The sequence below is a fragment of the Rhodoferax sp. genome (genome assembly GCF_039922535.1).
In the GTDB taxonomy this organism is placed as follows: Bacteria; Pseudomonadota; Gammaproteobacteria; order Burkholderiales; family Burkholderiaceae_C; genus Rhodoferax_B.
The window spans coordinates 1-15842 of sequence record NZ_JBDTEM010000426.1; the positions used below are offsets into that span (position 1 = coordinate 1).

At 64.0% G+C, this 15842-nt stretch carries 12 protein-coding genes; 5 read left to right on the forward strand and 7 right to left on the reverse strand.

All coding sequences use genetic code 11. The features are described 5' to 3' along the window. From ABI213_RS20215 to ABI213_RS20230, 4 genes are all read right to left on the reverse strand, one after another. A partial coding sequence (locus ABI213_RS20215; RefSeq protein ID WP_348028430.1) for a tannase/feruloyl esterase family alpha/beta hydrolase occupies nucleotides 1–1617 on the reverse strand: 1617 nt, incomplete at its 3' end. A 45-nt stretch (nucleotides 1618–1662) separates the two neighbouring features. After that, a complete protein-coding gene (locus ABI213_RS20220; RefSeq protein WP_348008800.1) occupies nucleotides 1663–2994 on the reverse strand; it encodes a TRAP transporter large permease in 1332 nt (443 codons plus the stop codon). Continuing rightward, nucleotides 2991–3539: a TRAP transporter small permease gene (locus ABI213_RS20225; protein ID WP_348008801.1), complete on the reverse strand. Its 549-nt coding sequence runs from the start codon at nucleotides 3537–3539 to the stop codon at nucleotides 2991–2993. The genes ABI213_RS20220 and ABI213_RS20225 overlap by 4 nt, the downstream gene beginning before the upstream one ends. 81 nt (nucleotides 3540–3620) lie before the next feature. Further along, complete coding sequence (locus tag ABI213_RS20230; protein WP_348008802.1) at nucleotides 3621–4652, reverse strand: TRAP transporter substrate-binding protein; 1032 nt, start codon at nucleotides 4650–4652, stop codon at nucleotides 3621–3623. A gap of 132 nt (nucleotides 4653–4784) precedes the next feature. On the opposite strand from ABI213_RS20230, the gene ABI213_RS20235 reads away from it, so the two are divergent. After that, nucleotides 4785–5705: a LysR substrate-binding domain-containing protein gene (locus ABI213_RS20235; RefSeq protein ID WP_348008803.1), complete on the forward strand. Its 921-nt coding sequence runs from the start codon at nucleotides 4785–4787 to the stop codon at nucleotides 5703–5705. A 46-nt stretch (nucleotides 5706–5751) separates the two neighbouring features. Further along, nucleotides 5752–6720, forward strand: coding sequence for a prolyl aminopeptidase (gene pip / locus ABI213_RS20240; protein ID WP_348008804.1), 969 nt, complete (start codon nucleotides 5752–5754; stop codon nucleotides 6718–6720). 26 nt (nucleotides 6721–6746) lie between these two features. Here pip and ABI213_RS20245 read toward each other — a convergent pair whose 3' ends face one another. Beyond that, entirely contained in the window at nucleotides 6747–8840 is a 2094-nt protein-coding gene (locus tag ABI213_RS20245; protein WP_348028432.1) for a LamG-like jellyroll fold domain-containing protein, read from the reverse strand. Between the two features lie 389 nt (nucleotides 8841–9229). Between ABI213_RS20245 and ABI213_RS20250 the strand changes: the two genes are divergently transcribed. The 3 genes from ABI213_RS20250 to ABI213_RS20260 are packed head-to-tail and all read left to right on the forward strand — an operon-like array spanning nucleotide 9230 to nucleotide 12153. Continuing rightward, nucleotides 9230–11503: a hypothetical protein gene (locus tag ABI213_RS20250; RefSeq protein WP_348008806.1), complete on the forward strand. Its 2274-nt coding sequence runs from the start codon at nucleotides 9230–9232 to the stop codon at nucleotides 11501–11503. Nucleotides 11504–11507: 4 nt separating this feature from the next. Then, nucleotides 11508–11939 (forward strand): DUF1360 domain-containing protein, encoded by a 432-nt coding sequence (locus tag ABI213_RS20255; protein ID WP_348008807.1) that lies wholly within the window; start codon nucleotides 11508–11510, stop codon nucleotides 11937–11939. A gap of 19 nt (nucleotides 11940–11958) precedes the next feature. Continuing rightward, nucleotides 11959–12153: a hypothetical protein gene (locus ABI213_RS20260; protein ID WP_348008808.1), complete on the forward strand. Its 195-nt coding sequence runs from the start codon at nucleotides 11959–11961 to the stop codon at nucleotides 12151–12153. Nucleotides 12154–12207: 54 nt separating this feature from the next. Here ABI213_RS20260 and ABI213_RS20265 read toward each other — a convergent pair whose 3' ends face one another. After that, nucleotides 12208–14337, reverse strand: coding sequence for an EAL domain-containing protein (locus tag ABI213_RS20265; protein ID WP_348008809.1), 2130 nt, complete (start codon nucleotides 14335–14337; stop codon nucleotides 12208–12210). 135 nt (nucleotides 14338–14472) lie between these two features. Further along, on the reverse strand, nucleotides 14473–15842 hold a 1370-nt coding region (locus ABI213_RS20270), incomplete at its 5' end, for an ATP-binding protein (protein WP_348028434.1).

Sequence of the window (15842 nt, forward strand, 5' to 3'; positions counted from 1 at the left end):
GACGGCGTTGACCAGTGCCGCGCCGCTGGTGTAGCTGCTGGCCTGGTTGGCGTCGCCCGTGCCGTTGTAATGGGCGACGGCAGGGTACGGGTAGACCGGGCGGCTGCTGATCACGGCAGCGGTGGTGGTGTCGGTACGGTAGGTGGTGACCGCGGTGGGCGCGGTGCCTTTGATCACCCAATCGTCGATGGCGGTAACCAGGTCCATGTTTGAGTGGCCTTCGCCACCGCCGCAATGGGCCACGCCCGGTACGACAAACATGCGCATGAAGGAATCCATATTGGTCTGGCCCATGGTTTTTTGCATGGCCTCGTAGTAGGCAATGGTATTGATGGGCGAAATGTGCTGGTCGGCCCAGCCGTGCCACAGGATCAGCTTGCCACCTGCCGCCTTGAAGGCCGACAGGTCGGGGTTGGTGGCATCGTTGAGCGGATGGCGCGGGCGCAGCTTGCTGTAGAAGGCTTCGGTGAACTCCAGCTGGTCCAGCGTGGGCGGTGTGGCATCGGTGTAAATCAGGTTGCGTGCGCCGCCCACAATCATCTCGCTGAATACCCCTGTGGAAGTTGCGCTGGCGGGTACAAAAACGCCGGTCCAGTTCAGCTCGGAGCCGTACTGCGGGCCGCCCACCAGGATGCGGCGGTTGCTCAATGGGTCGCGCGGGCCGTTGTAGAACTTGCTGGCGGTGGCCACTTCGGCGGTGGTCAGGCAGGCACTGGTGTCGGTGGCATTGGCGGCACACTGGATGGTGGCCGGATCAAACGTGCATTTGCGCGGGTCGCTGATCAGGCCGTCGGTCTGGCCGTCCAGTGCGTCGCAGGCGGCCACCACGGCGTTGTGCAGCACGGTGGCCTTGGCCGGGAACATCACCAGGTTGCCGGTGCTCAGGCCGTTGTCGCGGTTGGAACGTGCCAGCCAGCCGTGGTGCAGCGAGTTCTGCACGTTGAACAAGAAGGCCGGTGCGCCCACCACGATGCCGTCGTAGTCGGTGGGGTAGCGCTGGGCCGCCATTAAACCTTCTCGGCCGCCGTCGGAGCAACCCACAAAGTAGGCGTGCTTTTGCGCCTGGCCGTAGTAGGCCTGGATCAGCTTTTTAGTGGCTTCGGTGGTGACGTGCACGCCGCGGTAGGCAAAGTCCACCCGGCGCTGCGCATCCTGCGACCAGTTGGCTTCCGCCCCGGTATGGCCCATGTTGGTAGACGACAGCACCATGCCACCCTGCTGGGTGATGGGGCAACCGTAGGCCTGGCTCGGCGTGGCGCTGGCATCGATGCTGCCGCACAAGCCACCGCAACCCATGTGGGCGTAGCGCTGGGTCCAGGTGTCCACTGGCAGGCGTACGCGGAAGCCCACGGCCGGGGCCAGGGTGCCCTCGACGGTGCAGAATTTGACGTTCACACCGTTGATCGCCAAGCTGCCTTCGGTGGCCGAGGTGATGATGCTGCCCACACCGCCGATGGCGGTCAGGTCGGTGCTGCTCAGGCTGGCGCAGGCGGCGGTAGGTTTCACGATGGCCAGCGCGGTGCTTTGGGCCGCCGCCGTACTGTCATCGCCGCAAGCGACGATCGCCAGACTCAGGACTGCTGCGATGGCAGCCATCCACAGGGTTTTCAATTTCATTGGTATCTCCTTTTGTTATCAAAACTCACTAGGCACGGAAAGGTGTCAACCGCCAAACGTGCGTACCAGCACCAGGGCGATCGACGGGAACGCGAGCAGCACGGCAATGCGGATGAAGTCCGAGGCCAGGAAGGGCATCACGCCTTTGAAGGTCTCTTTCAAGGGCACGTCTTTGGCCAGTCGGTTGATGATGTAGACGTTCATGCCCACGGGCGGATGCACCAGGCCGATCTCCACCACCATCAGCGCCAGAATGCCGAACCAGATGGATTTGTCGGTGGCGGACATGCCGTAAAAATCCAGGCCCATCACCACCGGGTAGAAGATCGGAATGGTCAGCAAAATCATGGCCAGGCTGTCCATCACGCAGCCCAGCAGGACGTAGATCAGCAAAATGACCAGCATTACCAGCATCGGGCTCATGTGGCTGGCCTGTACCCAGGTGGCCAGCTCTACCGGCATTTGCGACAAGGCCAGCGTGCTGTTGAGCATGTCGGCCCCCACCAGCACCAGGAATATCATGGCCGTGGCTTGGGCCGTTCCCAGGGCACTGGCCAGCACCCCTTTGAGGCGCATGCCGCCGGTGGTGATCGCCAAGATGCCGCAGGCTGCCGCGCCAATCGCTGCCGCTTCGGTGGGGTTGGACCAGCCGCCGTAAATGCCCACGATCACCACCGCAAACACGCCCAGCACCGGCAACACCTGCCACAAGGCCTTGAGCCGACCGGCCCAGGGCACCACCGGACCCGCAGGGCCGATCTCTGGCTTCACGGCCACCATGATCTTGATGACCAGCATGTAGCCCAGCATGGCAATGATGCCCGGCAGCACCGCGGCCATGAATAGCTTGCCAATCGATTCCTGCGTCAGGATGGCGTAGATCACCAGCGGCACCGAGGGTGGAATCATGATGCCCAGCGTGCCCCCGGCGGCCAGCGCCCCGGTAGACAAACTGCCCGCATAGCCAAAGCGTTTCAGCTCCGGCAGTGCCACCTGGCCCATGGTGGCGGCGGTGGCCAGCGACGACCCGCAAATCGCCCCAAAGCCTGCGCACGCACCCACGGCAGCCATCGCCACGCCGCCCTTCCAGTGGCCCATAAAGGCCGACACGCAACGGAACAGCGCCGCGCTCAGTCCGCCGTGGGTGGCAAACTGCCCCATCAGCAGAAACAGCGGAATCACAACCAGGTCGTAATTGGACAAACGGGCGTAGGCCATGTTTTTCAGCATGCTGAGCAAGGGCCCGGTGTTGCCCCCGGTCAGGTACACATAACCCGCCGCGCCCATGGTGAACATGGCAATGCCAATCGGCACGCGCAGCACCAGCAGGCCCATCAACAGCACAAACACCCAGCAACCGACGGCAATCCCGCTCATGGCTGCACCCCCACCGGTGCGACGCGGCTCTGGCCGAGATGCCAGGCCACCATGTAAAAGCCCGCCAGCGCCAGCAGCACAAAACCCGGCACCATGGCGATCTGGCCCCACCACAGCGGCAGGTCCAGGATCATGGTGGTCTCCGCCGCCTCACGCACGCCGAGTGCGCCCGCCGCGGTGCGCCAAGCCAGCAGCGCGCCAAACAGGCCTACCAGCAAGGAGCCCCCGGCATCCAGCAGGTGCACGCGGGCCGCACGCAGGTGGGCGGTGAAAAAGTCCACCTTCACGTCACCACCGTTCAGGTGGCAGTAGGCAAAAAAGGTCGAGGCGGCAAAGGCGCTGCAGACCTGCAGCAGCTCCACATCGCCCGGCACCGGTGCCGACCACAGCTTGCGGCCCACGATGGAGACAATGCTCATGATGACAAGCAGCACAAACACGGCGCTGCCCAGTACGCTGGCGGCCTTGCACACCGCCAGCAGTTGGCGGCCCAGCGGGCCAAAGGGGGCTTGCTCAAGCGGCACGCCCGGAATAGGTTCTTGCATAACTAACGGTTTCTTTGAAGGGACGGGGCGCAGAGTTCCCACCGGCCCGGGTGGGCCAGAGAGAAATCGGTCTGGATGGAATTACTTGGCGGAGGAATACTTGGCGATCAGCGCCCGGGCACCGTCCAGCAACTGCTTGCCGTTGGCACCCTTGGCGGTGATGTCGCTCACCCAGGCATCGGTGACGGTCTGGCCGGCGGCCCGGAACTTCTCCAGCTCGACCTTGCCGATCACGTTGGTGGTGTTCTTGGCCGTGGTCTTCTTGCCCTCGGCATCGGCCTGCAAAAAGGTCTTGCCGATTTGGCCCGACAGGGCCTGGCCGCTGTTGTCGTCGATCACCTTCTTCAGGTCCGCGGGCAGGCTGTCGTACTTGGCCTTGTTCATGGCGAAGACGAAGGTCGAGGTGTAGATGGCGGGCTCGGTGGGGTCGGTTTCGCTGTGGAATTTCACCAGCTCCTGGATCTTCACCGAGGGCACCACTTCATACGGCACCAAGGCGCCGTCGATCACGTGCTTGGCCAACGCCTCGCCCACCTGGGGCACCGGCATGGCCACCGGCGTAGCGCCCAGAGCGGCCAGCAGCTTGTTGGTCTGGCGGGTGGGGGCGCGCACTTTCAGGCCCTTCAGGTCGGCCATCGTGTTAATGGGTTTGTTGACCATGTGGAACACGCCGTCGCCGTGCACATGGAAGGCCAGCGGGTGCAGGTCTTTGAACTCGTGCGGCGCGTACTGGCCCACGTAGTCCCACAGCGCCTTGCTGGTGCCTTCGGGGCTTTGCATCATGAACGGCAGCTCGAACACCTCGACCAGCGGAAAGCGGCCGGGCGTGTAGCCGGTGAGGGTCCAGATCACATCCACCACGCCGTCGCGCACCTGGTCAATCAGTTGCGGCGGCGTACCACCGAGTTGCATGGACGGGTAAATCTGGCACTTCATGCGGTTGGCCGACTCTTTGGCGATTTTGTCGCACCAGGGCTGGATGAACATGGTCTGCGCGTACGAGCCCGAAGGCAGAAAGTGGTGCACCTTGAGAGTGACTTCCTGGGCGCTTGCGCCGGTAGCCAAGCCTGCGCACAGGGCGGTGGCTAAAAAGGATTTGGAAAGAATCGACATCAGGGGTGTCTCCGTTTTTCGTGTCTATGGAATGGGCTTGCGGGGCGGATTGTGCAAAGCGCAGTGCTTTTTGGGGAGACGTTGGTTTCGGGCCCGTGATAACCTAGAGTTATCGCAACATAAGGGTTAACCATGAAGCTCGCCACCCTGCGTGCCCTGATCACCACCATCGACGAAGGCAGCCTGCGCAGTGCCGCCAAGCGCATGCAGGTGTCCCAACCGGCCATGACCAAGATGGTCCGCGAGCTGGAGCTGGAGCTGTCCACCACCCTGCTGGTACGCACCTCCAAGGGCGTTTTGCCCACCGCCCAGGGCAAGGCGCTGTACGAGCGGGCGCTGACGGTGTGCCGCGAGCTGGGCACGGCGGTAGACGAGATCAGCCAGCTCAGCGGCAAGATGGTGGGCACGCTGCACATCGGGGCGGTGCCGCTGGCGGTGATGTTGCTGATACCCGAAACCCTGCGCACGTTTGGCCGCGAGTTCCCCGACATCCAGCTGCGGGTGAGCGAGGAGCTGTACCTGGCGCAGATGCAGCGCCTGCGCGCCGGGCACGTGGACATTGCCATCAGCGGCATCCCCGGCGGCCTGTCGTCGGGCGAGTTCATCGTCGAGCCGCTGCTCAGCACCAGCATGGTGGTGGTGGTGCGCAAGGGCAGCCCGCTGGCACAGGCCACGTCGCTCACCGAACTGGCCTCGGCCAAGTGGGTGTACACCGGCGCATCGAGCAGCACCGCCAGCGATACCGGCTACGCCAAGCTGCTGTACGAGCACCACAGCCTGCCGGCCCCGCCGGTGGGCGCGGTGGTCAACTCCACCCTGGTGCTGCTGTCGCTGGTGGCCAGCGGCGACTTTGTGGGCCTGATGCCGCAGCAGATTGCCAGCCACCCGATGGCCGCGCCGTTTTTGTCCGTGGTGCCTGTCGCCGAGGGCGGCTACCCGCTGACGGTGGGTGCCATCGTGCGCAGCGACGCGGTGGTGTCCCCTGCCATCCGCCACTGCATTGCGCACCTGCACCGGGCCGCTTATCAGATTTCAAGCAAAATCAGCTTCTAGCGCAGATTCCACCTGCGCCAGCAGCTATCAATACAGGAGTATCTCCATGTCCCAGCCTTTCCCGCCATTACCACCTTTCCCACCCATTACGCCCTACCGCACCGGCACGCTGCCGGTGGACGCCATCCACACCCTGTACTGGGAGGAATGCGGTAACCCGAACGGCGTGCCGGTGCTGTTTCTGCACGGCGGGCCGGGCGCCGGTTTGTCACCCAAGCACCGGCAGTTTTTTGACCCGGCCCACTACCGCATTGTGCTGTTCGACCAGCGCGGCGCGGGCCAGTCCACACCGCTGGGTGAAGTGCGCAACAACACCACCCAGTTGCTGGTGCAAGACATCGAGCAACTGCGCGAGATGCTGGGCATTGCCCAGTGGCTGGTGTTTGGCGGCTCCTGGGGTTCGACCCTGGCGCTGGCCTATGGCCAGACCCATCCCGAGCGCTGCACCGGCTTTGTGCTGCGCGGCATCTTCCTGTGCACCCCGCCAGAGATCGACTGGTTTTTGCACGGCATCCGGTACTTTTTCCCCAAAGAGCACGCCGCCTTCGCAGCCCACATTCCCGAAGGCGAACGCGGTGACCTACTCAGCGCCTACGTGCAGCGCCTGTTCAGCGACGACCCGGCAGAGAATCTAGCCGCCGCGCGCACCTGGAGCCGTTATGAAGGCAGTTGCCTGCACCTGCTGCCGCACCCCGAAGTAGCCGACCAGTTTGGCTCCGATGCAGTGGCGCTGGGCGTGGGGCGGCTAGAGGCGCACTACATGCGCCACGGTGCGTTTTTGACCGACAACCAGCTCATCCGCAACGTGGACCGCATCCGCCACCTGCCCGCCACCATCATCCAGGGCCGCTACGACGTGGTGTGCCCACCCACTTCGGCCTGGGCGCTGCACCAGGCCTGGCCCGAGGCCTCATTCCAGATGGTGGAAGACGCGGGCCATGCGGCGTTTGAGCCCGGCATCGCCAGTGCGCTGGTGGCGGCTACCGAGCAGTTCAAGCGCGACGGCAGTTTGTAAAAACCGCCGCTACGCAGACCGTGGGCTCAGGTGCGGCGTGCCGTGAGCCACTTGTTCGAAGGCAGGGCTTCTGCCGCCACCCGCACTTCGCCGATGTTGCCGAAGAAGCCATCGGCGCGGTCACCGTCCCACGAACCGGCACCCACCACCCAGGGCGAGGCAGCCGACAAAGTCGCCAAGCCTGGCACGTTGCTGGTGTTGCGCAGCACCGGTGCACCTTCCACGTACATCACGGTGTCGTGTGTGGTGGGGTCGTTGACGATGGCAATGTGCACCCAGGTATCGGCAATGATTTCGCCGGACCAGCTGGCCAGGCCCTCGCGCGGCCCGCTGGTATCGGGCACCACCTCCCACTGCACTTCGCGCAGGCTGGAGATGGCAAACAGCATGGGAGGAGACTCTGGATCACCACCGTCGAAGCCTGGCAAATCGCCGCGTTTGCCGTCGCGCGTCATGATGTTCATCCAGGCGTGTTTGGACTTGTCCCAGGCCTTGTTGATCTTGATGAAAGCCTCTACGGTGTAGCCGGTACTGGTGAAGGTTTGCGCATTGATGGCGGCCGAGGCATCGGTTAAAAAATAGCTCATGCGCGGCGTGTTTTTGTTGGTGTTGAGAAACCCCACCGACCCCGGCGCGGCCGACAAATAATGGTGGTCGTTGCTCCACACGATGTCCCCGGCCTCGGCCCCCACAATCACGCTGGTATTGAGCTGGTCGCGGTGCAGCGGGTTGGCGCCGGTGACGTCGGCAATCTGCGTTCCCGGTGCCACGGCGCTGCCGTCTGCGCCGCCGTAAAAGCGCCAGTGGGCCACGGTGGAGACGACCTTGGGGTAGTCGTCCGCATCTTTGGGGGGCACTGCGACCAAGGTGGCGGGTTCGGTAAAGCCCTTCAACACCAAGGCTTTGGCCTGGTCCACCAGGGACGTGGCCACCGTGGCCTTACCCACGCCAAACGTGGGATTGAAGCGGGCAAAGCGCTTGGCAAAGTCCATGCTGATGCTGAAGCTGTGGTTGGGCTCGGTCAGCACTGCCTGGTCAAACGCATTCAGGCTAGCGCTGGGTTTCATCGGCACCCAGGGCGAAAACGACAGTACCTTGATCAGCTTGTGGGTCAGGTCAAATTCGTACAAGCGCATCAGGCCGTTGCCGCCCTGGTAGGCCATTTGGTAGTCCACCACCATTTCCTCGACCGCATTGCCGAAGTCATTCACCTTGGTCAGGTGGGCACCGCCGTGGTGGTGGCCGTTGAGGGTCATGAAGATCTGGTCGTTATCGCGGATCAGCTTTTCCCACAGCATCTTGCCGTAGCCCGTCTCCAGCGGGCTCACGGCGTCGGGGGCAATGTTCAGCAGCTGGTGGTTGACCAGAATCACCGGCAGCTTGGGGTGCGCGGCGATCACGCCGCGGGCCCAGTTGATACCGGCGTCCGAGATGCGCCACGACAAAGACAACACCAAGAACTGCTGGTCTTGCGCCGTGAAGGTGTGGTACTCATGGAAGCCGGTGCTGTCGCGCTCGCCAAAGGTGGTCTGGCGCTTGGCCCGTTTGGCGCTGAACCACTGCAGATAGGGCTCGTTGGCCAGCACGCGCTGGGTGTCGGTGCCGGTGGTGGGGCTGGCGTCAAAATCCACGTCGTTCAACACATCGTGGTTGCCCGCCAGGATCGAATACGGAATCTTGGCCACTTCCAGCACCTGCATGGCGGTATCGGCCACCTTCCATTGCTCGGGCTTGCCTACCTGGTCCACCACGTCACCCAGGTGGATCAGGAACGGGATGTTGAGCTTCTGCGCGTTGTCCGCCACCCATTTGGTTTGCGCGAAATAGGGCTCGCTACCGTAATGCCGCTCGTACTGGCTGCTTTCCGACGAGGTGGCGTAGCGTGAGTAAAACTGGGTGTCGGGCAGCACTGCCAGGGCAAAGCTGGAGATGGGGGTGGCCGCACTGCTACCGCTGCTGTCATCGCCACCACCGCAGGCGCTGAGCAAGCTGCCCGCTGCCAGGGTGGAGGCAGAAGCAAAACCCAGCTTGATCAGGTTGCGGCGCTGTAGCGCACCGTCTGCAACACCGGCGCTCTGCGCTGCGACATCGGCAGCAGGCAAAGGAAAAGACTTCTTCATGGAGGCACTCTCAATAGGATTGATATTTCATGAATATATTTACCAAGTATTAAAGAATGATTACAAACAGGACAAACGTGGTGCGCCAGGCTTGGTCGGAGGCGCCATTCCAAGTGGTAGAAGACGCGGGCCATGCAGCGTTTGAGCCTGGCATCGCCCGTGCGCTGGGTGGCGGTTGCTGAGCAGCACGAGCGCGACGGCACGCTGTAAAAAAATCTGAGTCAAATAGGGTTTCTGCGTTGAATCCACCCGCGTTATATGCTCCTAAAAACAGAGCAAATCAACAAAGCCAAGGGATGGCCGATTCATCCCCCAATTGGTGGACACGGTTTCCGGCCCGCCTCCTATATTGAAACCAGCCCATAAGGGGCCCAATACAGGAGACCACCATGTCCGACAGCCTTCTCACTTCCCGTGACACCGACCCCAACGACCCCGGCCCCAATAACCCCGAATTCCAGACCGTTCTGCAAGCCCTGGTGGCGGTGTACCGGCCGATTCTGGAAGAAGACCTGAAGCGCGCCGACAACCTGCAGGCCCTGGGCGAGGAAGCCGACAAGGCCGACCAGTCCGCATCCGACTGCGAAGCCGAGATCCTGGCCGCAGAGCGCCTGTTCGGCCAGTTTGGCGACGAAAAAGTCGCCCTGGCCCTGTTGCCTGCCCAGGCCCGCGAACTCATGGGCGACCCTGAGCGCTGGCGCTGGTGCCTGCTGCACATCCGCTGCTGCACCATCTTTGGCTGGCTGCTGTGCCGCAAGCCGCGCAATTTCCGCCTGTCGACCTACTACCTGTACCGCTACTGGCTGTGCGTGCGCCAGACGCTGGGCACGCCCGTCACCCCTGGCCGCCTGAGCGACACCGAGCGCAAAGACCTAGACACCCTGGTCGCCGCGCTGGCCAAGGCCTACCGCCCCTACCTGACGGACCAACTGGCCACGGTGGACTTCACCACCGGCCTGCCCCAGGCGATTGACGGCGGCCAGATCGACTGCTTTGAGGGCGAGGAAGAAGCCGCAGCCGTGTTCGAGCGGCTCTTGACGGTAGAAACCGCCCAGGCTCTGCTGGGTGCTGCCGCCTTCAAGGAGCACAGCGCACAGCCCTGGTTCTGGTTCTGCCGCTGCTGGTGCCTGTGCGCCATCCGTTTCGGCTGCTGCCTGGCCCGCGCGCACAGCATGGTGGACGTGTATCGCTGCCTGAAGGTGTACTGGCGCTGCCTGCGCGAATGCTTCCGCCCCCTGAGCTGCGCGCTCACCGGGCCCGACGGCTGCGTGGCCGAAGAAGTCAACGCCAGCATCCCGGCCATGGTGGTGCCCATCCATGGCACGGCGGCAGGCGTGGGCTTTAGCCACTACGTGCTGGAATGGTCGATCAACGGTGCCATTTGGCACGCCAGCAATTTTGTCTATCTACCGGTGCCCCCGGTCAACACCACGCAAGGCAATGCGGCGGTAGTGGCGGGCCTACTGGGCTACCTGGACACCACCTTGCTGAACGCAGGCACTTACTTTGTGCGCATGACGGTGTTTGGCAACAACCAGTCCACCGTGCCCTGCCAGACCACCTTCTCGGTGTTCAAGAAAGACGTGCGCATCCTCGGCATGGGCGGCAGCACCGCGCTGGACGCGCCGTGGACCGACCCCAACGCCCGGCTGATCGACTTTGTGCCCGCGCTGTGCAGCCGCCCATCGGGCACCTACGAAGCATCGTTTGGCACCTGCCTGAACGTGCTGGGCTCGGCCATGGTCGGCGGTTGCGACGACAACCAGCGCATCAAGCGCTACACGCTGGACTACAAGGCCGGCTTCGAGCCCGACTGCGCCACGCCGGGCTGGAGCAACTTCTGGTCGGTAGAGTTCAACACCGCAGCGCAGTACCGGGCCATCAATATGCGCACCGACACCTCGGTGCTCACCGCCTACTGGACCGCCGACTGCCTGGTGCCGGTCATATTCCCGCCCTGGTGCCTGTTGAACGACCCGCAGGCCTTGCTGTCGCCCAGCAGTTGGAACAGCAACACCGGCAGTTGCCAACTCAGCGGCCTGTACACCATTCGCCTCGTGGTGGAAGACACCAACGGCAACACCTACTGCGACACCCAGCGCATTTGGCTGGACAACAAACCCATCAGCGCGCTGATCCGGGTGGGCAACGTCGCCCCCTGTGCGGACCTCAACATCAGCCAGTTTGCGCTACCACCCGACTGCAGCGTGCCCTGGAGCGTGCCGCTGGTAGGCTATGCCTACGACGAGTACATCGACGAGCTGCAGCCCCTGTCCCGGCCGAATGACAACTTTGACCACTACGAGATCTGGGTCAACAAGCAAGGCGGCGGTGCCTTCAAGATCCCGCTGCCCGGCCCCACCGGCAGCTGCTTTGATGGCATGGCCCGCGTGGGCGACCCCGGCACCCACTGCGGCATCCCCACCCTGCCCGAAATGATCAGCCAGTTGGCGCTGTTCGACCTGCGCATGGTGGACCCAGAGTGCAGCCCATCGGTGAAATCACTCAACGTACCGGCAGGCTTCACCACCCCGCGCGGTGAATGCTGCATTTACAACTTCACCCTGCGGGTGTTTGACCGCACCGTGCGCCCCTGCGGCAGCAGCTACGCAGAATCGCAATGGCCGGTAAAGATCTGCAACGACCTGCCACGGGTGGACTGAAACGATGGACGCGCCCTGGTTCACGCTGCTGCTGGGCGCGCTCGCCACCTGGCGGGCCACCCACCTGCTGGCGCTGGAAGACGGGCCGTTCAACGGGGTGCTGCGCCTGCGCCAGGCCGCAGGCAACAGCCTCTGGGGCCAGTTGCTGGACTGCTTTTACTGCCTGAGCCTGTGGGTCGCCGCACCGGTGGCTCTGGCCGTAGCCCGCAACCCGCTGGAATGGCTACTGGCCTGGCTGGGCCTGTCGGGCGCGGCCTGTCTGCTGGAGCGGCTGGGGCCTGCAAGCCCACCGCCACTTCTCAACCTGGAAGGAGACTCCGATGAGCTGCTGTGGACAAAAACGCGAAGCGCTGGCGACGATCCGTCTGCCCGGCCCACCCCCGAGACAAGCCCCGAGACCCACACCGACACCGGCCCGGTTCACCGCGTTCGATAAGCCACAGGCTGGCGCACCCGTGGCACCGTCGGCGACCCCACTGGCCGGTCTGGGTAGCCTGGGGCTGCGTTATCTGGCGCACTCGGCGGTGCAGGTGCGCGGCCCCAGTACCGGCCGTACCTACCACTTCTCTGCCGCTCAGCCGGTACAGCGCGTAGCCCATGCCGACAGCGAAGCACTGCTACGCAGCGGCCACTTTCGGCTGGAAGGCTGAGAGCGCTAAAGTGTGAACATGTGCCCATGGTCCTGGAACGCATGGCCGCACGCGCTACGAATACGTCGAGTTCAAAAACACCGACTCGGTAAACCCCAGATCCGCTGGCCCACCCACGTTGCCAGCCCATTCACCCATCAAACCCGCGGCCATGGGTCTGGCGAACAGATAGCCTTGTAGTTCATCACAACCCAAGCGGGTGAGTACGTCGCGCTGGGCGGCGGTTTCCACACCTTCGGCCACCACGCTCAAACCCAGGGCATGGGCCAGCTGCACCACGGCTTCCACGATGGCGCGGGCATCGGCGTTGTGCTCCAGGTCCTGTACGAACGACTGATCGATCTTCAGTTGGCTGACTTGCAGGCGGCGCAGGTACGACAGGCTGGAGTAACCGGTGCCAAAGTCGTCGATGGACAGCTTCACGCCAATCCGCCCCAGCGCCTCAAATGCCTGCAAAGTGCCTTCGGCATCTTCCATCGCCACCGATTCGGTAATCTCAAAAATCAGCAGCGCCGGGTCTAGTTGGTGCTGCTGCAAGGCCCGCTCGATGCGCAGCCCCAAATCGTCCTGGCGCAACTGGTGCACCGACAGGTTGATGGCCACGCGGATACGCAAACCCTGGTCCCGCCAGACACCCATCTGCCGACATGCCTCTTGGATCACCCAGTCACCCAGAGCGTTGATCAGGCCAAACCGTTCGGCCACCGGAATAAACACCGCCGGACTCAGCATGCCACGCTCCGGGTGCTGCCAGCGCACCAGGGCCTCAACCCCGGTAATCACGCTGCGGCTGGAGCTGACCTTGGGTTGGTAGTGCAGGGACAACTCGTTGCGCTCAATGGCCAGGCGCAGATCGCGCTGCAGTTCAATCTGCTCACGCACCCCCGCATTCATGTGCGGCTCAAAAAACGCATAGGCACTGCCACCACTCCGCTTGGCCGCATACATGGCCGCGTCGGCATGCCCCATGAGCTGGTTTTGCGGACCGTCGGAAGGGAACATGGCGATACCCAGCGAGCACGACAGGCACACCTCGTGCTCGCCACTGGTGACCGGCAGGCTCAGCGCGTCAATGATGCGCTGGGCGATTTGGGCGGTGGCCGTGGTGTCAGGGTTGCCCTCCAGCAGCAGCACAAACTCATCGCCGCCCACGCGGGCCACGGTATCGGTGGCCCGGGCCTGGCCGGCCAGGCGCTGGGCCATCACCCGCAACACCATGTCGCCAAAGCCATGGCCAAACGAATCGTTGACCGGCTTGAAGCCATCCAGGTCCACAAACAGCACCGCCAGGGCCGACCCATCGCGGGTGCAACGCTGCACAGCGACAGCCACACGGTCGTCAAACAGCAGGCGGTTGGGCAAACCGGTCAGCGCATCGCGGAAAGCCAGGGCTTGCAACTCGGTGTTGGCCGTCTGCAAGGAGGCGGCCAAGACGGCCGTTTTGCTTTGCATCCGGGCATCGACCATGGAGGTGAACAGGGTCAGGCTCAACAGCACAATCGTGGCCACCGCCACCAGCACACCCAGGCTGTCGCCCCGGAGCTGGTCGGCGCTCAGGCAGACCGATCCCAACGCGAACTGGGCCGCCGCCATACCGGTGTAATGCATGCCGCAGATCGCCGCGCCCATCACCAGGGCGGCCACCAATTGCCACCAGCGTGCCGTGCTCCCGCTGAGACGGCGCAGCCAAAAAAAGATCAGCAAAGCCACTGCCGACGCCGCCACCGCGATGCCTACCGAGGCCAGTACCCATACAGCGTCCCATTGGATGCCGGGGGCCATGTCCAGCGCCGCCATGCCGGTGTAGTGCATGGCACAGATACCAGCCCCCATGGCCAGCGCCCCCACGGCCAGTCGGGGCAGCGTCAAACGGTTGCGGCTGGCCACAAACAGCGCAACTGCCGACACCGCGACCGCCGCCACCCACGACAGCGCGGTGACCACATAGCCGTAGCCCACGGCAAACGGCAGGCTCACGGCCAGCATGCCCACAAAATGCATCGACCAGATGCCCGTGCCCATCGCCAAGGAACCGGCCGCCCACCAGCCTCTGGCCACTACGCGGTCCTGGGTACGCACGCGCTTGGCCATGTCCAGCGCGACATAGGACGCAAAGCTGGCAATAAAGTAAGACAAAGCCACCACCCCTGGGGCGTAGCGTACGTCAACGAATGATGTGTCCATGGGCATCCGGATAAAGGAAAAATCGCAAAAACAGACTGCCTTGCTATCCTATTATCGAAGATTCGCCCTTGCTGACGGTACCGTTTCGGGCTCGCCGCACGGGGCCTACCGTTGTATTCAGGGGCAAAGCCCCGTTCAGCGCGCAGATGCAGGCAAATCCACCACCGCCTCCAACCCCGGCTGCGCCGGCCGCAGCGTCAGCCGCCCGCCGTGGGCTTGCGCCACCAGTCGGCACAGGTACAGGCCCAGCCCGACGCCACCGGTACCACGCTGGCGAGCCGCATCGGCGCGGTAGAAAGGCTGGGCCAGCTGCGCCCATTGGCCTTCGGCCACGCCTGGGCCATGGTCACGCACACGCAGTTGCAAGCCGCCATCCCCCCGCGCCAGATGCACATCAACCACGCCCTGGCCACCGTGCAGGCGGGCGTTGTCCAACAGGTTGCGCAGCAGCAAACGCATGCGCACGCGGTCCAACGGCCAGGCGGGAATTTCGGGGTCAAAATGCAGGTTGACGCAGGCAGGATCTGCGTGGGCCGCTATGGTTTCCTTTAACAGCGCCACCAAATCGGTCGGCTCTAGGTGCAGGGCGGCGTGCGGGCTGACCAGGCGCTCGCTCTCCAGCAGGTCACTAATCAGGTCGCGCATCAGCGCCAAATCGCGCAGCAGCGGATCGCGCAGCGGCTGCAGCTCGGCGGTTTCGGGCAGCAGCTCGGTGTTGAGCCGGGCGCGGGTTAGCGGCGAGCGCAGTTCGTGGCTGATGGCCAGCAGCAGGCCGCGCTTGGCTTCCAGCATGGCGTGGATGTCGTGCGCCATGGTGTTGATGTGCTGGGCCAGGTCGCCCAGCTCATCGCGGCTTTGCAGGGGAATGGGCTGGCGGAAGTCGCCCGCGCCAAAGCGCTGCGTGCCCCGGCGGATATCTTCCAGCGGGCGCAGCAAGCGGCGCACCACCGCAAAAGCCACGCCAGTCAACAGCAGCAACAGGCCCAAAGTGGCCCAGACAATGCGGCTGCGTGGCTGCTGCCAATCGATATCCCCCAGACCCAGCACCACGCGGGTGCCGTCGGCCGTAGTGCGGGACAGCAAATGCGGCCCCTCCGGCTTTTCCTCCTCCCTCTCCCCGCGCCGCATCCATGGGCGGTCGCTTTTATCGGGGTGCGAGTTCCAGTGCACCTGCGGGCCATCCAACCGCACCGACAGCGGCAGGCGCTGCACCAGGGCCTGGGCCCGTTCGATGCTGGGCGGGCTGCCCAGGTCGGCCACCAGGTAGTCCACATAGTCGGTGACCAAGGGCAGCGCCGCATCGCGCCACCCCACGGTAAAGGCCTTTTGCATGCCGACGACGAACACCACCGACATGGTCAACGCCAGCCCCATGAACAGCGTCACCAACCGCCAACGCAGCGAATGGCGCAAGGCGTGCCGCGCGCGGCGGTGCCAGCGGGGGTTTCGGGTGCGTTTAAACACGACCGACGGCCAATGAATAACCGGCGTTGCGCCAGGTTTTG